Annotated in this window: 18 protein-coding genes; 1 reads left to right on the top strand and 17 read right to left on the bottom strand. The window is 48.5% G+C overall.

What is annotated here, in order from left to right:
• Window positions 1-220 precede the first annotated feature (220 nt).
• The 14 genes from rlmB to MHM95_RS13770 form a co-directional block, all read right to left on the bottom strand.
• The gene (gene rlmB / locus MHM95_RS13705) at window positions 221-958 is read right to left on the bottom strand and encodes a 23S rRNA (guanosine(2251)-2'-O)-methyltransferase RlmB (RefSeq protein WP_022945622.1); all 738 of its coding nucleotides are present in this window, start codon (window positions 956-958) and stop codon (window positions 221-223) included.
• A gap of 9 nt (window positions 959-967) precedes the next feature.
• The gene (gene rnr, locus MHM95_RS13710; protein ID WP_138587788.1) at window positions 968-3,370 is read right to left on the bottom strand and encodes a ribonuclease R; all 2,403 of its coding nucleotides are present in this window, start codon (window positions 3,368-3,370) and stop codon (window positions 968-970) included.
• A 77-nt stretch (window positions 3,371-3,447) separates the two neighbouring features.
• The gene (locus MHM95_RS13715) at window positions 3,448-4,053 is read right to left on the bottom strand and encodes a tetratricopeptide repeat protein (RefSeq protein WP_239385651.1); all 606 of its coding nucleotides are present in this window, start codon (window positions 4,051-4,053) and stop codon (window positions 3,448-3,450) included.
• A 132-nt stretch (window positions 4,054-4,185) separates the two neighbouring features.
• Window positions 4,186-5,502 (bottom strand): adenylosuccinate synthase, encoded by a 1,317-nt coding sequence (locus MHM95_RS13720; protein WP_022945619.1) that lies wholly within the window; start codon window positions 5,500-5,502, stop codon window positions 4,186-4,188.
• 114 nt (window positions 5,503-5,616) lie between these two features.
• Window positions 5,617-5,811: a DUF2065 domain-containing protein gene (locus MHM95_RS13725; protein WP_045979187.1), complete on the bottom strand. Its 195-nt coding sequence runs from the start codon at window positions 5,809-5,811 to the stop codon at window positions 5,617-5,619.
• Window positions 5,812-5,879: 68 nt separating this feature from the next.
• Window positions 5,880-6,758, bottom strand: coding sequence for a protease modulator HflC (gene hflC / locus MHM95_RS13730; protein WP_022945617.1), 879 nt, complete (start codon window positions 6,756-6,758; stop codon window positions 5,880-5,882).
• A 2-nt stretch (window positions 6,759-6,760) separates the two neighbouring features.
• Window positions 6,761-7,939 carry an FtsH protease activity modulator HflK gene (gene hflK / locus MHM95_RS13735; RefSeq protein WP_022945616.1) on the bottom strand — a complete coding sequence of 393 codons (1,179 nt, stop codon included), beginning with the start codon at window positions 7,937-7,939 and terminating at the stop codon, window positions 6,761-6,763.
• Window positions 7,940-8,086: 147 nt separating this feature from the next.
• Window positions 8,087-9,370 carry a ribosome rescue GTPase HflX gene (gene hflX, locus MHM95_RS13740; protein WP_022945615.1) on the bottom strand — a complete coding sequence of 428 codons (1,284 nt, stop codon included), beginning with the start codon at window positions 9,368-9,370 and terminating at the stop codon, window positions 8,087-8,089.
• Between the two features lie 19 nt (window positions 9,371-9,389).
• Window positions 9,390-9,650 (bottom strand): RNA chaperone Hfq, encoded by a 261-nt coding sequence (hfq, locus tag MHM95_RS13745; protein WP_022945614.1) that lies wholly within the window; start codon window positions 9,648-9,650, stop codon window positions 9,390-9,392.
• 78 nt (window positions 9,651-9,728) lie between these two features.
• A complete protein-coding gene (miaA, locus tag MHM95_RS13750) occupies window positions 9,729-10,646 on the bottom strand; it encodes a tRNA (adenosine(37)-N6)-dimethylallyltransferase MiaA (protein ID WP_026111202.1) in 918 nt (305 codons plus the stop codon).
• A gap of 5 nt (window positions 10,647-10,651) precedes the next feature.
• Window positions 10,652-12,466 carry a DNA mismatch repair endonuclease MutL gene (mutL, locus tag MHM95_RS13755; protein ID WP_239385574.1) on the bottom strand — a complete coding sequence of 605 codons (1,815 nt, stop codon included), beginning with the start codon at window positions 12,464-12,466 and terminating at the stop codon, window positions 10,652-10,654.
• Window positions 12,467-12,475: 9 nt separating this feature from the next.
• Window positions 12,476-13,816 carry an N-acetylmuramoyl-L-alanine amidase gene (locus MHM95_RS13760; RefSeq protein ID WP_022945611.1) on the bottom strand — a complete coding sequence of 447 codons (1,341 nt, stop codon included), beginning with the start codon at window positions 13,814-13,816 and terminating at the stop codon, window positions 12,476-12,478.
• Window positions 13,809-14,279, bottom strand: coding sequence for a tRNA (adenosine(37)-N6)-threonylcarbamoyltransferase complex ATPase subunit type 1 TsaE (gene tsaE, locus MHM95_RS13765; RefSeq protein ID WP_026111201.1), 471 nt, complete (start codon window positions 14,277-14,279; stop codon window positions 13,809-13,811). The genes MHM95_RS13760 and tsaE overlap by 8 nt, the downstream gene beginning before the upstream one ends.
• Before the next feature lie 6 nt (window positions 14,280-14,285).
• Window positions 14,286-15,800: an NAD(P)H-hydrate dehydratase gene (locus MHM95_RS13770; RefSeq protein ID WP_239385576.1), complete on the bottom strand. Its 1,515-nt coding sequence runs from the start codon at window positions 15,798-15,800 to the stop codon at window positions 14,286-14,288.
• On the opposite strand from MHM95_RS13770, the gene queG reads away from it, so the two are divergent.
• Window positions 15,784-16,953 (top strand): tRNA epoxyqueuosine(34) reductase QueG, encoded by a 1,170-nt coding sequence (gene queG / locus MHM95_RS13775; RefSeq protein WP_239385652.1) that lies wholly within the window; start codon window positions 15,784-15,786, stop codon window positions 16,951-16,953. The two genes, MHM95_RS13770 and queG, sit on opposite strands and share 17 nt — an antisense overlap.
• A 26-nt stretch (window positions 16,954-16,979) precedes the next feature.
• Here the strand turns inward: queG and MHM95_RS13780 are convergent, their stop codons facing one another.
• The 3 genes from MHM95_RS13780 to MHM95_RS13790 form a co-directional block, all read right to left on the bottom strand.
• Window positions 16,980-18,104, bottom strand: coding sequence for a response regulator (locus MHM95_RS13780; protein ID WP_022945607.1), 1,125 nt, complete (start codon window positions 18,102-18,104; stop codon window positions 16,980-16,982).
• A gap of 28 nt (window positions 18,105-18,132) precedes the next feature.
• Window positions 18,133-20,118 carry an ATP-binding protein gene (locus MHM95_RS13785; RefSeq protein WP_239385578.1) on the bottom strand — a complete coding sequence of 662 codons (1,986 nt, stop codon included), beginning with the start codon at window positions 20,116-20,118 and terminating at the stop codon, window positions 18,133-18,135.
• Window positions 20,119-20,219: 101 nt separating this feature from the next.
• On the bottom strand, window positions 20,220-22,331 hold the full coding sequence (locus MHM95_RS13790) for a methyl-accepting chemotaxis protein (protein WP_022945605.1): 2,112 nt from the start codon (window positions 22,329-22,331) through the stop codon (window positions 20,220-20,222).
• Window positions 22,332-22,535 lie beyond the last annotated feature (204 nt).

Raw genomic sequence — 22,535 nt, forward strand, 5'->3', positions numbered from 1 at the left:
TATAGCCTTCCACCGTTTCGGCCGGTCGGTTTAAGGCAAGGAATTAATGTTAAATGGCCGAAATGAGCGCGTATTCTACGCATTGTTGGCAAATTAAGCAACTTAAAAGAAGGCGAATACCAGTAAATTACGCCTGATTGATGTGAGGTAATGACATAGAATACGGAGCCAGGCACACACCTTACAATATCAAGGGGGGGGGGTGCATGCCTAACTGGCGTTATGCGCTTCGCTGTCTGAGCACTTCAAACAAGCTAATGCCGGTCGCGACCGAGACATTTAGGCTAGATACCGTGCCCACCATAGGGATCTTCACCAGCACATCACAGTGCTCACGCGTTAAACGGCGCATACCATCGCCCTCAGCACCCATGACCATGGCGATAGGGCCGGTGAGGTTGGCATCAAACAACGTGGTATCGGTCTCTCCTGCCGTGCCGACAACCCACACCCCCGCGTCTTTAATTTCGCGCAAGGTCCGTGCGAGGTTAGTCACTTGCACTAACGGCACCACTTCAGCAGCACCACAAGCGACCTTTCGTACCGTCGCATTTAACTTCGCCGACTTATCCTTAGGCACGATAACCGCGTGCACACCGGCAGCGTCCGCACTACGCAGGCAGGCCCCCAAATTGTGAGGATCGGTGATGCCATCTAAGACCAACAAGAAGGGCGTTTGCTCTCGGCTAATAATGGCGTCTAAGTCACGCTCGTTATATTGTTTACCTTGGCGAACTCGAGCAATAATGCCTTGATGCTGTTCGCCTCGGGCTTTGTCATCCAGCGCTTTACGCTGCATAAACTGCACCGAAATACCGAATTGCCGAGCCTGATTGATCAACGCATTTAGACGCTTATCATCGCGCCCTTTTAAAGCATACAGTTCAATGAAGCGCTCGGGCTCGCGGCTGAGGATGGCTTCGACACTATGAAAACCAAAGATTAATTCGTTACTCACTGGGACTCTCTACTTTTTCGTTTTCTTACGAGCATTTTTACCTGCTCGTGACTTTTTCTTGCTTTTACTGGCCTTTACATTTTTGCCAGCTGTTGCTTTTTTGTCTTTAGAGGCTTTCTTTTTACCGCCACTTTTCTTACCACTGGGTGTTGGCTTCTTGCCTTTTCCTGGAATATCGCCCGCTTTAAGCTTATCGCGCACCGAAGGCTTTTTCGCCTTGCGCCGAGCATAACGATCGGGCTCTTGTTGCGCCAGGGCAAGATTGATACGGCGCTCTTCTAAAGACACCGAGGCCACTTGCACCGATATTTTATCACCCATGCGATACACAGTACGACTGTGCTCACCGACAAGGCAATGTTTAGCGCCATCGAAATGGAAAAATTCATCACCCAGGTTAGCAATATGAACCAGACCGTCTATTTGCAGGTCATCTAAGCGCACAAACAAACCAAAATTAGTGACCGACGAGATAACCCCGCCAAAGTGCATGCCAACATGATCCTGCATATACTCGCACTTCAGCCAATCAGCGACTTCACGAGTCGCATCATCGGCGCGGCGCTCGGTCATTGAGCACTGCTCACCGAGTTGATCCGCTTCATCATCGTTGTATTCATACTCACCACTGGTTTGCTGCCCTTGCGCTTTGAGTATGGCCTTGATAGCGCGATGCACGACCAAGTCGGGATAACGGCGGATTGGCGAGGTAAAGTGCGCATAAGCGGGCAGTGCCAAGCCAAAGTGACCAATGTTGTCAGGCTGATAAACGGCTTGCTTCATCGCTCGCAGCAACATAGTTTGAATCAGTCCCAACTCTGGGCGATCGGCTAATTTGTCGATGGCAGCGGTAATCTCCGCTGGCTCGGGAGAATCCCCAAAGGGGTTCTCTATGCCGAGTTCACCAAGGAACTGGCGAAAGTGTCCAAGCTTCTCACTGTCCGGTTCATCATGCACACGATACAAGGCACTGGCCTCGTGCTTTTCTAGTAACCGCGCCGCTGACACGTTCGCTAAAATCATGCATTCTTCGATAAGCTTATGGGCGTCGTTACGCACGACGGGTACTATAGACTCAATTTTGCGCTGCGCGTTAAACACAAACCGTGTTTCCAGGGTTTCAAATTCGATGGCACCACGCTCTTGACGCGCTGCTTTTAGCGCCATATACATCTGCTGCAAGTCTTGCAGATGACCCACTAGGGGCGCGTACTCTTCACGCAATTTTTCATCGCCTTCTAAAATTGCGTGCACCTTGGTGTAGGTAAGGCGCGCGTGCGAGTTCATCAGTGCTTGATAAAAACGATAGCCTGAGAGCTTACCGGCTGCAGAGACCGTCATTTCCGCAACCATACACAGGCGGTCGACCTTCGGATTCAGTGAGCATAAGCCATTGGATAGCACCTTAGGGAGCATGGGAATCACTTGCTCAGGGAAGTACACTGAGTTACCGCGATTAATCGCTTCTTGATCTAAAGGGGAGCCTTTTTGCACATAATGGGAGACATCAGCAATCGCCACCCATAGGCGCCAACCACCGGACTTTTTGCGCTCACAAAATACAGCGTCATCAAAATCTCGGGCATCTTCGCCATCAATGGTGACCAAGGGCAAATGACGCAGGTCAACGCGCCCTTGTTTGTCTTGCTCTGCCACCTGCTCGCCTAAAGGAGCCACCTGCTCCTCAACTTCTTGTGGCCACTGATGAGGGATTTCATGATTTCGCAGCGCTACCTCAATTTCCATACCCGGTGCTAAATGCTCACCGAGCACCTCTGTGACCTTGCCTACCGCATTCATGTGGCGGCTTGGGCTTTGGGTGATCTCAATTTGCACCATTTGGTTGTGGCGCGCACCTTTTTCTGCCCCAGGGACAATAATGATATCTTGCGTAATGCGTGGGTCTTCTGGCACAACCACAGCCATACCATGCTCAACAAAGTAACGACCAATGATTGGCGCACGCTCGCCTTCAAGTACTTTCACAATGCGTGCTTCAACCTTGCCACCTTGGCCACGTGAGCCCGCTTTAGCTAACACCACATCGCCATGTAACACGGTATTCATTTGGTGGCGAGCAATAAACCAGTCTTTAGGCTCACCTTCGACTTGCAAAAAACCAAAGCCGTCACGGTGGCCAATGACCTTACCTTTGACTAAGCCACTATCATCGGGAATAACGTAGCATTTGTGCTTATTGAAATGCAGCTGCCCTTCACGCTCCATGGCGCGCAGGCGGCGCTTAAAGGCAATTTGACGCTCACTGTCATATACATCCAGCTCGGAACAAAGTTGGCTGAAATTAGCAGGCTTAGCGCGTTTTTTAATGTGGTCGAGGATGAACTCGCGGCTGGGGACGGGGTTTTCGTATTTTTGCTGTTCTCTATCGAGGTATGGATCCTGTTTGGTCATTCAATAACTTATACGGTGACTTATGGTGTTATTTTAACCCATATCGGGAAAAGGCAACAGGTAAATACTGTTAAACTTTATTGATCAACCGGTAATCGTGCCCGTGCAACCACGCTATCGGGCATTTTTTGCGCCAATTTACTTAACTGCGCACCAATGTTCTTGTGTAGGTTGCGATCTGCAACTTGGGTATGAAACAGCCAGCGATAAGCATCTTCATAGTCGCGTGGACTGCCGTAGCCCTGATTAAACAGCTTTACCAAACGCATTTGCGCTGGCAGGTTGCCTTGTGCAGCGGCTTCACGCAAATACACGATAGCCATGGCTTTATCGGCCTGAACTAAGCGGCCAATATCATAGTAGCGTCCCAGCTGCTCTAACGCCTCTGCTAAGCCTTGCTCAGCGGCTTGGCGCATGTAGTAAACACCTAAGTCCACATCTCGTTCAACGCACACATTGTAAGCGAGCATATCACCGTAGAGGAACTGATAACTGGGCAACTTCATTTTACTCGCGCGCGCGGCAATATCTTGCACAAGTTGGCAATCATCATCCTGCACCCGCTTTAAATGGGCGTTTTTACGTATCAATTTAACCAACTCATCCTGTGTATACAGCTGTACGGCCTCTAACGGCTCTGCCGCATGAGCTGTGGTGCTGAGCACACTGGTCAGTAATAACATGGTTAACAAATGGCGCATGACGCTCCTTTGACGAATCAACTCTCTCATCAATTTATAGCAAAACCAGTGCCAAAATTGGTATATGCAGGCACAAAAAAAGCTGCCGCAGCAGCTTTTTTTCACACCCTACGCTTATTCAGCAAATGGGTTGCGCACAATCATAGTTTCAACACGATCTGGACCGGTTGAAATAATATCAACCGGAACACCGGTGATTTCTTCAACACGCTTGATATAGTCGATTGCCGCTTTAGGCAAGTCTTCAACACGAGTAACACCGAAGGTGTTATCGCTCCAGCCTGGCATTTCTTCATACACTGGCGTTACTTTTTCGTAGCCTTCAGCAGCAAGCGGTGTGACGTTAGTAACAGTGCCGTCTTCAAGCTGATAACCAGTACAAATCTTAATAGTTTCTAGGCCATCAAGTACGTCCAGTTTGGTCATACAAAAGCCTGAGATGCTATTGATTTGTACCGCACGGCGCATAGCCACAGCATCAAACCAACCTGTACGGCGCAAACGGCCGGTCGTAGCACCAAACTCGTGGCCTTTTTCGCCAAGGTGTTTACCCACTGGGTCTTGCTTATCAACCCCATCATAAAGCTCTGTTGGGAATGGACCTGAACCCACACGCGTAGTGTAAGCTTTAACAATACCCAACACATAATCTAGATTCAGCGGGCCAAAACCAGCTCCTGTCGCCACCCCACCGGCGGTGGTGTTAGATGAAGTAACATATGGGTATGTACCGTGGTCGATATCCAGCAATGTGCCTTGTGCACCTTCGAACAGGATGTTGTCGCCTTTTTCACGAGTCTGATCCAATAGCTCAGTCACATCAACAACCATCGATTTAAGAATATCCGCCACAGCCATGGCATCATCAAACGTCTTTTGGAAGTCGACTGGCTCAACTTTGTAGTAGTTTTCTAAAGTGAAGTTGTGGTACTCAAGAATTTCGCGCAACTTATTGGCAAACTGCTCAGGGTTGAACAAGTCACCAACACGAAGACCACGGCGTGCAACCTTGTCTTCATACGCAGGACCAATACCACGGCCTGTGGTACCAATGGCTTTAGCGCCACGCGCCTTTTCACGTGCCATATCAAGCTCAACGTGATACGGCAGAATAAGCGGACACGCTTCAGAGATAAGCAGACGCTCGCGCACCGGTACGCCACGCTCTTCAAGCATGGTAATTTCTTTCATCAATGCGTCGGGGGCCAGAACTACGCCATTACCGATAACACATTTTACGTTGTCACGTAGCACACCCGACGGGATCAGGTGTAGAACTGTTTTCTCGCCATCAATCACCAAAGTGTGACCAGCATTGTGCCCACCTTGATAACGGACCACTAAAGATGCTTTATCTGTAAGGAGGTCTACGACCTTTCCTTTCCCCTCGTCACCCCACTGGGTGCCTAGTACAACGACGTTTTTACCCATTGCAAATTCACTTAGAAAAAATTAGGCGCAGATTTTATCAGAAAAGCCGGGGGCAGATCACCCCGTTTTGGTTATTTTTTCCGCTAATAGAAAATTCATTGCTAGCTCAGCAAGCTAGACGAGGTTAATAAGGTGGAACACAAGCGCGCCAGTAAGGATTAAGATGATACCCACCACTTTCAAGGTGCGTTCATCACTGCTCGCTAGCTGCGCCATGTATGCACGCCACTTTTTTGGAAACAGTGCTGGGCCTAGCCCTTCAAAAATAAGCATAAGCGCAAAGGCGCTTACTAACAATTGCCAGCTCATTAGACTCTCTCAGTGACAAAAAAGCCCCGAGGCGATGGCACTCGGGGCTATTACTGACTATGACGAGATTACTGTGGTTCTGCGTTCTTCATGTACTTGAAGAATTCACCATCAGGCTCAATCACCATCACGTCTTGCTTGTTTTTAAAGGTTTTCTTGTATGCATCTAAGCTACGCAAGAAACCAAAAAACTCAGGGTCTTTGTTATAAGCGTTGGCGTAGATTTTTGCCGCCTGTGCATCACCCTGGCCACGTACAGAACGCGCATTACGCTCAGCATCGGCGAGCATAACCGTCACCCGACGGTCCACTGAGGCACGGATTTCTTCCGCTTTCTCTTGACCTTCAGAGCGGTGCTCTTTCGCTACAGCGGTACGCTCAGCACGCATACGTTGGTAAATAGAATTACTCACCTCGTCTGGCAGGTTAATTTGTTTAACCCGTACGTCGAGGACTTCAATGCCGAGCTCGCGCGCACTTTCAGAGGCTTGAACCAAGGCTTCTTCCATTAACTCACTACGCTCACCAGAAACAATTTCTTTGATCGTACGCGCACCGAAGTTGGTACGAAGGCCATTGTTTACTTTTTGCTTTAGTAACGTTTCAGCGTAATTTTTATCGCCACGGGTACGTAGGTAAAAATCACTGAAGTTTTGTACCCGCCACTTCACGTAAGAATCAACGATAAGATCTTTTTTCTCACTGGTTACGAAGCGATCCGGTGTTCCGTCTAGGGTTTGAATACGCGCATCGAGCTTACGCACTTGCGCCACGAAAGGCACCTTAAAGTGCAAGCCTGGCTCATACACCACAGCGTTGTCGGTATCGTCTTTTTGTACTTTAGAGAATAACAACACAATAGCGCGCTGCCCCTCTGGTACTACAAACACCGAAGAAAACGAAAGTACTACTGCAGCAATAATGAGGATTATACTAAAATTTCTCACTGCTATCTTCCTCCGTTAAAGCGGTCTTTAGAGAAACGATCATTGCCAGAATTTACTTGGCTGTTACGCGATGCATTGGCACCTAACTTGTTGCGTAAGTCTTGAATGCTATTAGCGCTAGGCAAGGTGATTTTTTGCCCTGACTGATGCTTATCTAGCAGTTTGTCCAGCGGTAGATACATCATGTTGTTGCCACCTTCGACATCAACAAGCACCTTCGTGCTGCTGCCCAGTACTTGCTCCATAGTCTCTAGATACAAGCGTTGGCGGGTCACATCTTTCGCTGCTGCATATTCAGGCAATAGCTTTTCAAAACGAGCCACCTCACCTTGTGCTTCCAGGGTAACGCGTTCACGGTAACCTTCAGCTTCTTGGGTCATACGCGTTACTTGACCACGGGCACGTGGCTCAATTTCACGGGCATACGCCTCAGCTTCGCGGATAAAACGCTCTTCATCCTCTTGCGCAGCGATAGCATCATCGAACGCATCTTTTACTTCAGCAGGTGGGCGTGAGTCTTTAAAGTTCACGTCGGTCACTATCAGGCCAAGGTTATATGGTTCGATAATGTCGTTAAGCTCATCCCAGGTGTTTTGACGCACGATTTCACGACCTGTAGTGAGTACCTGGTCCATTTGCGAGTGGCCCACAACATAACGTAGAGCACTGTCCAATGCTTGCTGCAGGCTGTGATCAGCGTCAGTTACACTGTACTTGTAAAGATAAGGGTCAACCACACGGTACTGCACTTCAAACTCAACGCTCACGACGTTTTCATCTTCGGTGAGCATAAAGCCGGAAGCAGACAACGAACGCACTGCTTCAATATCAACAGGGATAACACGCTCGATAAAGGTCGCTTTCCAGCGTAAACCGGGCTGCGCAATACGGTCAAACTTACCAAATTGTAGCACCACACCTCGCTCGGCTTCTTTAACGGTGTAGAAGCCACTTAGGCCCCAGATGATCGCAGCAATTACAAGCACGATAAGCAATCCAACGCCGCCTAAACCGCCGTTTTTATTGTTACCGCCCCCTTTTTTACCACCAAACAAGCCACCAAACTTATCGCTGTACTTTTTCAGTACTTCGTCTAAATCTGGCGGTCCTTGGTCACGACCACCTTTATTGTTCCAAGGATCTTTGTCGTTGCCATTGTTACCCGGCTCGTTCCAGGCCATAGCCATACTCCATAGTTATCAATGTTTGTTGCTAGGGGTAATGCTATCGCAGCATTACCGTTGTTGTCATACTTAGTCGACAGATTTATGCCCCCAAGTTGACGCAAGAAAATCATGGTTGTCGCTACTTTAGCGCATTTTCATGCACTACGTAAGGTAGCCATCAATTTGTTCACCAATTTCCTTTTTCAATTTATTCCATTCACTCATTGGTACGTTAACGCTAAGCAGCCAGTTTCCTTGCTCATCGAAGTCCTCTGAGCTAATGCTATTGAGATTGTATAACGCGCCGCGCAGCCGCCCTTGTGAGGGGGGCACACGCAAGTCGGCATTAAGCATTTGCTTCGCGAGCAACTCACTAATAGCCTGCTTCAGTAGCTCCATTCCTTGACCTTGCTGCGCCGATAGCCAAACTCGCATCGGTTTGCCTTCATCATCGCGGTCAATGCGCGCCTCAACGTCTTCAAGCTGGTCAATCTTATTGTAGATGAGTAGCTGCGGTATTTCGTTCGCCTCAATCTCTTCTAGTACTTCTTGCACCTGCTCTATATTCTCTTTACGACGCGAGTCTGCCGCATCGATTACATGGAGCTGTAAATCGGCTTCACGGGTCTCGGTCAGCGTCGCTTTAAATGCCGCGACTAAGTCATGCGGTAAGTGGCGGATAAAACCTACGGTATCGGCCAAAATAACACTACCGATGTCTGGCACTTCAAGCTTTCTAAGTGTTGGGTCTAAGGTCGCGAACAATTGATCCGCAGCATATACCTCAGACTCGGTAATGCGGTTGAATAGCGTTGATTTCCCAGCGTTAGTGTAGCCAACTAGAGAGACACTCGGGATTTCGTTGCGGTTACGTGCACGACGACCCTGCTCGCGCTGTTTAGCGACCTTATCTAAACGCTTTAAAATACTTTTAATGCGCCCTCGTAACAGCCGTCTATCGGTCTCGAGTTGCGTCTCACCAGGGCCGCGTAAGCCAATACCGCCCTTTTGTCTTTCTAAGTGCGTCCAACCACGTATTAAACGGGTGGAGATATGCCGTAGCTGCGCCAATTCAACTTGTAATTTACCCTCGTGGGTGCGGGCGCGCTGAGCAAAAATATCAAGGATAAGGGCAGTTCTGTCGAGCACACGACATTGACACAACTTTTCCAAGTTGCGCTCTTGTGATGGGCTTAATTCGTGGTTGAATATAATGACATCTGCGTTGTGGGATTTGACAATCTCAGCTATCTCTTCTGCCTTCCCCGTGCCGACGAAAAGCTTCGGGTGTGGTGCCTGGCGACTGCCTTGCACAACCGCCAGACTGCTAACACCTGCAGAAGATACCAACATTTCCAACTCATGAAGATCTTCTCTATCGCCTTCATGGGGAAATTCGATGTGAACTAAGACTGCCTGTTCGCCGGCTTCATAACGGTCAAACAAGCATTATGCTCCTACTGATTTAATAATTCCCTTCTTCTGACTCCGGTGCGTCGAGTCCTTGCGCACCATGAAAATTCACTGCTCGGGCTGGCACAACAGTGGAAATTGCGTGCTTATACACCATCTGATTTACAGTGTTCTCTAACAAAATGACAAATTGGTCGAAAGACTGAATCTTGCCTTGCAGTTTTATGCCGTTGACTAAAAAAATTGAAACAGGAATACGCTCACGACGTAGCGCATTCAAAAATGGGTCTTGTAACGATTGGCCTTTTGCCATTGTTATTTTCCTTCGTTTTAGGTGTTATTATGTATCTAGTTCAGGACTGACTCTAAAGAAAAAAACGTCCCAATAATACTAGCTTAGCGAACTTACTATACGTTGCAAGTTTTCTTGGTCCCCGCTTTCAAGCCACGTTAGGTTCTGCCAACCTCGAAGCCAGGTTAGCTGCCTTTTCGCCAACTGACGCGTAGCAGCTACTCCACGAAAAACCATTTCATCATAATCAATTTCACCCGCGATGTAATCCCACATTTGTCTATACCCTACGCAACGAATAGAAGGCAGATCCGGGTGCAAATCCTTCCTGTTATATAGGGACAAAACTTCGTTTTCAAACCCCTGCTCGAGCATTATTTGGAATCTTTTCTCTATACGCTGGTGCAAAACGCGACGATCGCTTGGCGCAATAGCAAATTGATGAACTGGAAACCCTAGGGATTGTGCCTTCGTTTGCTGCAGTTCAGTCATACTCTTACCGCTGATACGGTATACCTCTAGGGCGCGATTAATTCGCTGTGAATCATTGGCGTTAATTTTCGCCGCTGCCTGCGGGTCCACCTGCTGTAACTGCTGATGTAACGCCGGCCATCCATGCTCTTTTGCTTCGGCTTCGAGGGCAGCTCGAATGCCTGCATCAGCTTCAGGTAGTGGCGACAGCCCTTCAAGTAAGCCTTTGAAATACATCATAGTACCACCGACTAACAAGGGTACTTTGCCTTGATTATGTAGCTGTTCGATGTGCGCTAGAGCGTCGCGGCGAAAGTCAGCCATGGAGTAGCTCTGTGCCGGGTCAACAATGTCAATAAGTCGATGGGGTGCCAACGCACGTTCTTGCGCATCAGGTTTGGCGGTGCCGATGTCCATCCCTTTATACACCAAGGCGGAATCGACGCTGATCACTTCGGTATCGAAGTGTTGGCATAAATCAATGGCTAAGGCGGTTTTTCCTGAGGCGGTAGGCCCCATTAAACAGATAACGGGCAATGAACTCACAAGGCTTAAACACTTAATTGACTGACGTATTGGGATAGCTCTATTTTAACGGCTTTTTGCTGTAATTGCTGAACAATTTCTGGAGTATTCTGTAACTGTGTCTGCCAAGTTGCAAAGTCATTACCATTGAAATAATTGCTCGGCGTAGATGCCGCAAGCCACGTGAGAAAATCCTGCTGTGAACTCTCAGCCGTCAACTGCGCGCTGAGTATCTGCTCAATCACTCGCTTGGCATCGCTGGCATATAAGCTGCTGGGTAGACGCTTTACCATGGCAAATTGTTTTTCAAGCTGGATATCGAACCCTAACACCGAGAGCCAGGATTGCAGTCCTTGCAAACACGCCAACTCCTTATCTTGCAAGGCCACACGCACAGGTAACAACAATGCGCGACTACTTAGCTGCGCTTCAGCTTCGAGTTGCTGCTGCCAAGCCAGCGGTAACACCTGACGCCAGTGGCTAAGGTGTAACTGCCCTTGCACACTCACTGCACAGTGGCCATCCGTTAAGGGCAGGAGTGACACACTCTCAGCGGCTACATGCACCGCAGGGACTGACTCAGCCACATGATTAAACTCATGAGCCTGTACTTCACTGATCCCTTGATAAAACTGATTCGCTTGAGCAATACGTTGGGCATCAACAGGGTGCGCTCGCGTGCTCGCTGGCGCTGAATCTCGATAGCTTGAACCAGAGCGACTGGCCGCTCCCATAAACTGCCCCGACTGCTGATTATCAGGACTAGGACGCAATTGCGATTTGGGGTAAGCAGGACTGTCACTGTGAGCAGCGGTTGCTGGTGGTATCGAGGGTTGCGGTATTAGTGTTTGCTCACTGGCCACCAGCTGTTGCACCGCCTGTAAAATGAAGTCATGGACTAATCGCGCCTGATGGAAGCGCACCTCATGCTTGGCCGGATGCACGTTAACATCAACCTGGCGGGGGTCGACTTCTAGGTAAAGCACAAATGCCGGCACTTGCGCTTGTTGGGTATGTTCTTCAAAGGCTTGACGAATAGCGTGTAAAATCAATTTGTCGCGCATCATGCGGCCATTAACATAGGTATACTGCGGCTCTGTTTGCGTGTGCTGAGGCATAATCCAGCCATGCAAATACAGCCCTTGGTCACCACTTTGTAAATGCATTCCCTGGCTGGCAAAGCCTTTGCCTGCGACCTGAGCAATACGCTTTACTGCACCCGCGTCGTCCGCCGACACTGGTCGATATTGGCGCACTACTTTAGCGTTGTGGGTTAAGGTAATGGCAATATCGAAGCGGCTTAAGGCAATGCGCTTTAGCAGCTCATCAATATGGTTGAACTCAGTTTTTTCGGTTCGTAGGAATTTGCGCCGTGCGGGGGTATTAAAAAATAAGTCTTTAACTTCAATGGTGGTGCCATCAGGATGCGCTGTTGGCTGCACCTGCACGGCCATATCGCGTCCCTCAGCAAAGGCTTGCCAAGCTTCATTTTGCTGGGCAGGCTTGGACTTTAACGTTAGTCGCGATACCGAGCTTATGGAGGCGAGTGCCTCGCCACGAAAGCCTAAGGAGTTAATACATTCTAAATCATCCAGTGTTTTTAATTTACTGGTAGCATGGCGTGAAAGCGCGAGGGTGAGCTCGTCTTTGACTATACCCGAACCATTGTCGGTAATGCGGATCAGTTTATGGCCGCCGCGTTCAATATCAACGCGAATACGTGTCGCTCCCGCATCTAAGCTGTTTTCAACCAACTCTTTCACGACAGAAGCGGGACGCTCAACTACTTCACCGGCAGCGATTTGGTTAGCTAATCGCGCCGGTAATATCGCTATACTCATATACGCTCGTTAGGTATTAGGAATGGTTAACACTTGGCCAATGTAGACTGTGTCTGTTTTTAGCTTATTGACGCGTTTAATAGCCCCGACAGAGACGCCATAACGACTCGCCACAACACTTAACGACTCACCGCGACGAATCTTATGTCGTGTTGGGTTTTGTGCCTTAATCGTTGCAAAGAGCGAGTCATCAGGGGGGTTATTACGGTAATAACCACGAATTGATCTGAACACCGCCTTAGCTAGTTTTTCTTGGTGCGCCGCCGTTTTCAGTAACCGCTCTTCTTGAGGATTGGATATAAACCCCGTTTCCACCAAGATAGAGGGAATATCTGGCGATTTCAGCACTGCTAAACTCGCCGCTTGCGGATAGCGTTTATGCATTTTCGCCACTTTTCGTAATTCTTTGATGGCCTCTTCAGCCACTTTAAAGCCGGTTTTCATGGAGTGATCCATGGACATGTCGAGTAGCGTCTGCGCTAAATACTTTTCGCTGGCCGTGTCGCGAATGGCATCCGCAGCCCCCCCAAGTAATTCAGAGTGTTTTTCCCTATCCTCAATCCATTTACCTATTTCTGAATTAGCCCGACGCAGAGACAACACCCACACCGACGCTCCTCGCGGCTGTGGGCTGGTAAAGGCATCAGCGTGAATTGACACTAAAAAGTCAGCTTTGCGTTTGCGCGCTTTGGTGCTGCGGTTATTGAGTTTGACGTAATAATCTCCGCTGCGCACCATGTAGGCTTGCATGCCCCGTTCGGCATTAATCAATCGCTCTAAGCGTTTAGCTACTTGCAAAGTGATGTCTTTCTCATAGGTGCCGCTTGGGCCAATAGAGCCTGGGTCTTCACCGCCGTGACCCGCATCGATCGCGATAACAATGTCACGATTGGTTTCTAATACTCTATTTTTTGGTATGTTTTGGGCTTGTTGACCGTCACTTTTATCGTAAAGGTCAATGACTAATCGGTCTTTATACGGCCCGGTAGGAGCCAAAGAAAAAATGACCGGCTTAGTGGCTTTGAGTAACTCAAACACCACTCGAGTGGAACCCGACTTTTTCGGCGTGCTAGGACGGATTTTATCAACAATTTGGTGCTTCTTTTCAATTGCTGGGTAGTCTTTACGGTGCGCAGTATTATTGATATCAACGACTAGGCGTAATGGATTCTTCAGCATGAAATAGCTGAAGTCTGGCTTTTCTTGCATATCAAACACCACCCGCGTGCTATCGGGTGATGGCCATACACGCACGTTTTCTATGGTGTTTTTAGCTGCCGCCACTGTTGCCCATACGAGCAACATGGCGCACAAGGTTGCCTTGCTTGCGGTTATGATTATTTTAAGCATTGCCTTTTAACTTTGTTACTACATCAGCGCCACGCTCAGATTTTGCGTCGATACTGATCTCACGCGCTTCCCCTGTATACTCTAGCGTGATTTCTAAATCAGCGCGAGGAATTACCCCCTCACCTTTACTAGGCCACTCCAAAATACACACCGCGCGGTTATCGAAATAATCCCGAATGCCCATGAATTCGAGCTCTTCTGGGTCAGCTAATCGATATAAATCAAAATGATATACTTTGACCTGCGCTAGTTCATAAGGTTCAACTAAGGTATAAGTTGGACTCTTAACCTTACCTTTATGACCCAGCCCTTGCACTATTCCACGCGTGAGCGTGGTTTTCCCCGCCCCTAAGTCACCGTACATATAGATCACCGCACCGTCAGCGATAAGTGGAGCTAGTTGCGCCCCGAATGCGACGGTTGCTTGCTCATCCGCTAAATATTGGTCAAACCGCATGGTCATTATTGCTTACCCTATCAAAGCTCGTACTACTGGAAATAAATCACTGGCGAGCAACCCTTTGCTGCCCTCACTGCTTGCTTGCTGGGCCGCTAAGCCGTGCACATAAGCTCCCACACAGGCACTGTCATGTGGGCTAACGCCCTGCGCTAGCAACGCGCCAATTATACCAGATAATACATCACCCATGCCGCCACTCGCTAGTGCGTTACTGCCACTGCTGTTAATTGTTAATTTATCAGCGCTACAAATAAGTGTACCCGGACCTTTCAACAGCACCGTTGCTTGGTATGAACGCGCCAACTCCTGCACCTTGGCAAAACGATTGGCTTCCACCTCAGTAACGGAGCTTTGCAATAATCGCGCAGCCTCTTTGGGATGCGGCGTCAAAACACAATCAGAGAGTCGCTGTGGATGCTGTGCCAATAGGTTTAATGCATCCGCATCCAGCACTTTTAATCGTTTGTGTTCGTAGCTAAGAACCATGCTGAACATCTGTTGCGCCCACTGACATTGCCCTAACCCAGGCCCAATAACGACGACGTTGGCTTTTTCCAATAGTGCTGTGAGTTGCTGAACAGTTGTTACCCCGTGAACCATAAGCTCATAGCAACCTTGGCTTATGGTTTGCACATTATCTGGATGGGTCGCCACACTCACCAAACCGGCCCCTGTTCGTAGTGCCGCTTCACTGGCTAATCGCGCTGCGCCCGCCATTCCTAGCCCCCCCGCGACAACTAAAACATGACCGGCATTATTCTTGTGACTGCCTAGATCCCGAACTGGCCGCTTGCGCATCATCGATGCATGATCATTCAAGCAAGCCACTGCACTACATTGGCGGTAAAAAGCCTGTTCTATTGCCAATGGCGCAAACCATAAGTGACCACATTGGGTTTTAGCACGACCGCTCAATAGACCCTGCTTTAGGGCAATAAACGTCAGTGTATGGTGGGCATTAAAGGCATTATTATGTACCTGCGCACTGTGGGCATCGACCCCGCTGGGGACGTCAATGGCGATACGCATCACCTTAGCGGCATTTACTTTTGCCAATACATCAGCAATAGATTCCGGCAAAGCACGATTAAGGCCAATGCCAAAGATAGCATCCACCACTATATGATAATGATGTAGACTTGCGTCTTGAACACACTCCCCACCGCTTTGTTTAAAGCGCTCGTACATGGTTGCGGCATCTCCCTTCAGAGTATGCACAGCGACCAACGGCCATACCTTAACATCATACCCTTGTTGGCGTAATTCAGTGGCGACCACAAAGCCATCACCGGCGTTGTTACCACCACCACTAAGCACAATAACGCGTTTTTTTTCGTCGTAGTGTTGTTGTATCCAATGAGCCACGGTGCTACCCGCTCGGTGCATTAGCTCCTGCATACTCACTCCGCTGTGCTTGGCAGCGGCAGCTTCATATTGCTGCAATTGTTGGGGAGTAAATACCAGCTGTGGTAAATTAGTACTGTAATGACTATCCATGGTTTCACTTTTGCCGAATAACACCATTAATTATCCTGAACTAGCACAGCAAATTAAGCAATGGGCGAGCGAGCTTGGCTTTGCCGATACGGCTATTTGTGACATAGATCTCAGTGCTCATGAAGCACAATTACAACGTTGGCTTGAGCTTGGCTATCATGGCGAAATGAACTTTATGGCCGAGCATGGCACCAAGCGCTCCCGGCCAGACGAACTGGTACCGGGTACCCAGCGTGTCATCGCGTTAAAGATGCACTATTTACCCCCAGACGCGGGCTTTGCCCGCACCCTGAAAAATCCTCAGTTGGCCTATATCAGCCGTTATGCTCTGGGCCGCGATTATCACAAGCTGATGCGTAACCGTATAAAAAAGCTCGGCCAGCGTATTGCACAAGTTGCTGAAGGTTTGGGGTTTCGTCCTTTTGTTGACTCCGCGCCGGTGCTTGAACGCCAGCTTGCGGCTAAGGCTGGCTTAGGCTTTACCGGAAAGCATAGCTTATTGATAGACAAACAAGCAGGGTCATGGTTTTTCCTCGGGGAGCTGTTTGTGGATATTCCGCTGCCAGTTGATGACCCTGACATCCGACAAGCCACCCAAGGAGAGTGCGGCAGTTGCGTCGCGTGCATGACCATGTGCCCCACAGGGGCTATCGTTGAGCCCTATGTGATTGATGCGCGAAAATGTATTTCCTATTTAACCATTGAGCTGAAAGGCGCTATTCCTGAGCAATACCGAACAGCGATGGGCAATCGTATTTATGGCTGTGACGACTGCCAGTTAATTTGCCCGTGGAACCGTTATGGCGAGATCACCGCAGAGTCTGACTTCCATGCCCGCGCCCAGCTTAAAGATCAGCCACTATTGACGCTATTTGGCTGGGATGAAGAGACGTTTTTAACTAATACCGAAGGCAGCCCCATCCGCCGTATTGGCCACCAACGCTGGCTTCGTAATATTGCCATTGCCTTGGGTAACGCGCCCTACGATAGCGCTATTGTAGAGGCGTTAATGGCTAGGTTGAAAGGGGCTAGTGACTTGGTTGCAGAGCATATTCATTGGGCACTCGCGCAGCAACAACAAAAGCGTGAGGCACTGAGCGTGACAGTCACGGCACATACAAAGAAAACTCAGCGATTGATCCGCGCCGTACAAAAAGGGCTTCCCAGAGACGCAGAGTAATCTCAGAGCGCTCTCTTTTTACCACGTTAGTTGAGCAATTTAGCGAGATCTTGCTCAATGCGAGAAAATGCTGCCTGCAAGTTCTCCACCGACTCCTCTCGGGCCACCGAGCGTTGGATAGTGTCGTCTACCTTTTGATAGATAAAGGCTTCTTGGTCATCGTCTAAGCCCATAGTGGGAATACGCTCCTCAAGCTCCTCTTGTAACGCGCGAAATACTTTTTCATTATCGCTGCGCGTTTGATTCACCGCACTGATGAGCTCACGGAATTGTGCTTCAATACGCGATACCGCCTCCCCCAACTGCGCTTGACGCTTTTGCAGCGCTTGTTTGGTCATAATGGCGGTGAGTTGCTGCTCGGTTACACTGACTAAAAAGCACACATGATCGCGAATGCGACCATGCTTCTCGGGTTCTTTCTCTGGCATATTCAGGATCAGTAAGCTCACTTTCTCATAGTTAACCAACAAGCGCTGCGAGAACTCGTGTAAGCGCCCCCGGGTTTTTAACATATCGAAAAGCTCAACGACAATGGGGGAGCACCCTCCACTTAATGAAAAGTGCTGTACGCCGTCATCCAATCGCAACTCAGCATTACTTTGTAAGCCAAAACGGTTTAAACAGCTGAGCAGTTCTTTGCCTAACTCTTGGGGCTCCCAAATTTGCCCAATACGCTCAACAAAGTTGACGATTTCGCCCATTTCGCTGCTATTAGCCATAGCGTTAAAAGCCGTTGATGTGGCATCGTCAACTTGCTTTTGTAAGTCTTCTTGCTCGTCAAGATACCCTTTGAGCTTCATCAACTTTGATTTAAGTTCATCGTGACTGAAAGGTTTAACAATGTAATCTTCTGCGCCTACAGCGTAACCCTCCATGCGCTCTTCTACCGTGCCTCGCGCAGATACAAACATGACCACAATATCTTCGGTTTCTGGGTTCGCTTTAAGTTGGCGACAGACATCATAGCCGTTCATATCTGGCATGCTGACATCAAGCAAAATAATATCTGGCTTAAACTCCCCCACCACCGCAAGGCAGGCTGGCCCACTGTCGACCATTTTCAGCTCAAACCCCTGATCATCGAGAATTTCTTCAATGATTTCTAGATTATATTCTTCGTCATCTACTGCTAATACCCGTTGCACTGTCATCGTATTGACCTTCCCTTATTCAAGCTTGTTATTCTACCGGCTTATGCGGCGGCGCCTGAGTTTCTTGTGCTTGCTGAACTTTTGGCAAGCTTATTTCTATAATAGTGCCTCCTTTAGGATTTTGCTTAGCATGAATGCGGCCATGATGCAGCGCCACAAACTCTCGGCATATCGCCAATCCTAAACCTGTTCCCCCGGCCCCTCGATTGGTTTGGCTACTTTGGGAGAATTTATCAAAGACATGTTCTAGCTCGTTTTCTGGGATACCTACTCCATGATCAACCACTTGAACTCCCAAGTTGTCACCATCCTCATGTAAGTAAATGTCAATTTCACTTCCTTCGGTGCTAAATTTAAGCGCATTTCCCAATAGATTAGTTATTACTTGAGTTATTTGCGCACCATCGCAGTCAATGTGACTATTCACACCGTTATCATGGAGTTTTATGTTGATGTGCTTTTCCATCGCCGTGCCAGACACATCGGTAATACTCGATTCAATCAACTTACAAACGTCAGCTCGGCTCGGGCAAAAAGGAAATTTGCCAACGTCTAATTTCGACAAATCAAGTAAGTTATTAAGTAATGACAGTAAGCGCTCGCCGCTGGTATGAATACGGTTGAGATACTTGCTTAACTTATCAATGGGCGTTTCACCATTGCTCAACTTGTCGAGCCCAAATCGCGAAAAGCTGAGTATAGAGTGCATCGGGGTGCGCAGTTCGTGGGACATATTGGCCAAGAACTCTGATTTACTGCGGTTTGCGGCTTCCGCCTGGTCCTTAGCTAACTCCAGCTCCCGAGTGCGTTCCTTGACGCGGATTTCGAGCTCATCTCGCGCCTCTTCAAGTAATACTTGGCGCTCTTTTAGATTAGTCACATTTTTAAAGATTACGGCGTAGGCAATCGCACCATGATAGTCAATTTCACTGAAGGAGCCGACCATAGGGATCAGCCCGCGCTTCGAGGTTTGCACTTCAAGCTCACAGCTATGCTGATTTAAGCTTGATGTCGAACGCATAGTTTGCAGTAAAGTTTGCTCTGAGCTTGGGCTCAAAAATTGAAACAAGGTATGCTTTGCGAGCTCGGTTTGGTTTAAGTTTAGTAACTTCGCCGCTGCATCATTGGCGTCAATCAGGCTGCCATCACGGGCAAACAAAATGACTGCGTCAGGGGTGTTTTTGAATACTACGCGTAACAAACTGTCTTTTTCAATGAGCGCGTCGACGGTGTCTTGTAGCCGCTCAAGTAGCTGCGCGTTGTTACGTTTGAGGAGCTCTGTCTGCCATGCCTTATGCACCGATTTAAGGACAATGCTTTGATCCGCTGGCAGCTCAATGACATCATCCACACCGCTGCGGATCACCTCCAGTAAATTTGCTTTATCTCCTTGGTTAATAAGCAAAATACAACGGCAATGTGATTGTATCCTTTTAACCTGTAAATACACATCACTGCCGCTATCCCCTTGCACTTGGTAATGACAGAGCAAAATATCGATATGTGTTCCGTTGGCAATTTCCAGCGCCTGAGTAAGAGAGTGAGCACCGAGTACGCTAATGTGCGCGCCTGTCAGCCACTGCTGGATATGTGCCTGGCTATCTTGTGGACTAACATGAAGCACTTGCGGTAAGGCTATCGACTGCGGTCCGTCAATCTCTAAAATGCTTTCTAATAGCGCACTGATTTCTTTGTTTTCATAAAAAGGATAAATAACTTGAGCTTGTATAAACAGCTTATTGAGCTCGGCGAAGCTTGCAAATACTTCACCTTGTTCAGCCTTAGGCGCCAATAACGCGACATTACAGCCGCTGAGGGCTTGTTTGAGCTCACAAACAAGCGCCATAGGAATGCCATGGGCAAGGATATACATATCATAGTCATTGGGCTCAATGACTTCTAAATTAGCAAAGTGCAGCAGCTCGACCTCACAATCGAGCAGCTCTAGCAGTACTTTAATGCGCATAGCAAGCACTGTTGTTGCATCTATGATCAATATCCGTCGCTTCACCATGCTTTCACCAAGCCCTCCACTCTAGTTTAAACGTAGACGTACTTTTGCCTAGTTGGCAACTTTACATTCAACTTAAGCCATTGAACCTAAAGAGGAAACGCTTAAGTTTTCAAACGACTCAGTTGCGAATCTTGCTCTTCAACCAAGGCAATGAGCTCTTTCGACCCAGACCCTGTTTGCTGGGCCAAGTCGGCCAAGTGCGAGGCAGCATCGGAAATGAGCGTCAAATTACGATTGATTTCTTCAGTGACCGAGCTTTGCTCCTCAGCAGCTGTGGCTATGTGAGTCACTTGATTGGTAATTTCATTCACTTTTTCTACCACTTCATGAAGCGCATCAAACGCAGATGACGTTTGCGATACAGCGGTATCGGCGCGTGAGACACCCTGCTCTATAATGGTTGATGCACTGCCCACTTCTTGCTGCAAGCGGGTAATAAGCTCACTGATGTCGTCTGTGGAAGCACGTGTTTTCGACGCCAGTGCACGAACTTCGTCAGCCACCACAGCAAAGCCTCGTCCTTGTTCACCAGCTCGAGCCGCTTCGATAGCAGCATTCAGTGCAAGCAGATTCGTTTGCTCGGCAATGGTGCGGATCACATCGAGTATCTGGTTAATGTCGTTACTGCGTGAAGCGACCTTACCCACCGCCACATTGGCATCATTGATCTCCGTAGACATGGTTTGTACTTGGTCAACAGCTTGCGACAAGCTGTGCTCACTGGCTTGCACTAATTTATTAATTTCTTCCGTTTGCTGTGCTGATTGCTCTGAGGCGCGGGCCACTTCCAACGCCGTGGAGCTCATTTCGTTCATTGCCGTCACTACACTCTCAATTTCAGCAAACTGTTTCTCTACATTTTCTTGGGTTTGTGTGGCCACTTGCGAGGCACTGTCGGCCTGCTCCATGGTTTGTGATGAGAGTTGCTTAAGCTGAGAGATAAGAGTACGTAATTTGTCGATAAAGGCATTAAAACCGCTCCCCAAAGCGATAAGTTCGGCGTGCGTATCAACATTCAGCGACTGTGTTAAATCTCCCTCGGCGCTGGCCAAGTTTTCCATACGCATACGAATGGCATCAATAGGGCCTACAATGGTTCGGGTCAGCCAGTACATCATGGTCGCAGCGCCTGCAAGTACCACAATAGCAACGATAATAAGTACTGACTTCAGCGCATCAGCATTATCTTCCAAGTTTTGCTGTAACTCTTGAGCGCCCGCCATGGCCAGTGACTCAGGTACTTCAACAACCAAACGCCAAGTAGAGTCGGCTAGTTTTACATCCAGTGGGTAATTAACAACGAATGCGTCATCCACCAGCTCAACGCTTGCTGTACTGCTCTTTATTGCCGCCATAAGTGGTTTATCCACCACCTCAGCAAATGGTTTTCCTAACTGCTCGGTGTAATGGCTACTGCCCACCACCAAGCCCATTGAGCTGATAAGCGACACCTTGCTTTGGCCTTGATAGAGGTTCGCCGAGAGCTGCTCAGTGATTTTCTGAAAAATAGGTAGGTTTAAATCAACCCCGGCCACACCTAAAAAACGCCCTTGGTGAACGATGGGAGCGGTCAGCGAGGTCATCATCTCGGAATACCCTGGCGAAATCTCATAAAGATAGGGCTCCATTAAACAAGGTTTGAGTGTATCTTTCGCACACAGATACCATTCGGCCTCGCGCAGTCCCATATCATTGATAGTATCGACGTGCTTTTCGCTCGCATCTTCCACCACTTGTTGTTCAATAGAGCCGTCTTCATTACGGATCATGTAAATCTCTAAGGAGCCATGTCCGGGTACGGAGTGCTGGTGGCCACTGGTAAATTGATTGTCTAGACCATCATAAGCGTTGTCTTCAAACTGCGTGTAAATGGACGATACCAGTTCATTTTGAGCCAATACCGCCCGATCTATTTGCTCTACCGCACTTCGATCCAAAGGCTGATTTTTGGTGCGTCCAAGGATCCCAGCTAGGGTATAAGGAATTCGATAGGCTTCATTGATAAAACCGAGGATTTTCTCACCATCTAAGCCGGCCTTAGCCAACAGCTTATCCTCAACCTCTTGGCGCACAAGCACCCTGGATTCACTGGAAACGGCGCTATTACTTTGCTCCAATTGCCACCATAAAATACCAATAAGCAGCAACACAGTGACCAATAAGGCACCACAACTAGCGAGTAAGAGTTTTTTAGCAAGGGACTGATTTCGCATTACTTCTTTACCTTTTGAACGAACCTGAGATAAAGCTTAGTCGAGCCAGCCAGAATAGGAAACCGCCATCACGAGGATCAGCACAAAAGAGCACCAAAATACATGCAGCCATAGCCACTGCGGGGGAGGTCTTTACTACATCAACAATGCCAGCTTGGCTGAGTGCTTTATACGCGATACATGTGGGAATAAAAACTGAGTTTT

The sequence above is a fragment of the Pseudoalteromonas sp. CnMc7-15 genome, from assembly GCF_022347925.1.
GTDB lineage: Bacteria > Pseudomonadota > Gammaproteobacteria > Enterobacterales > Alteromonadaceae > Pseudoalteromonas > Pseudoalteromonas ruthenica.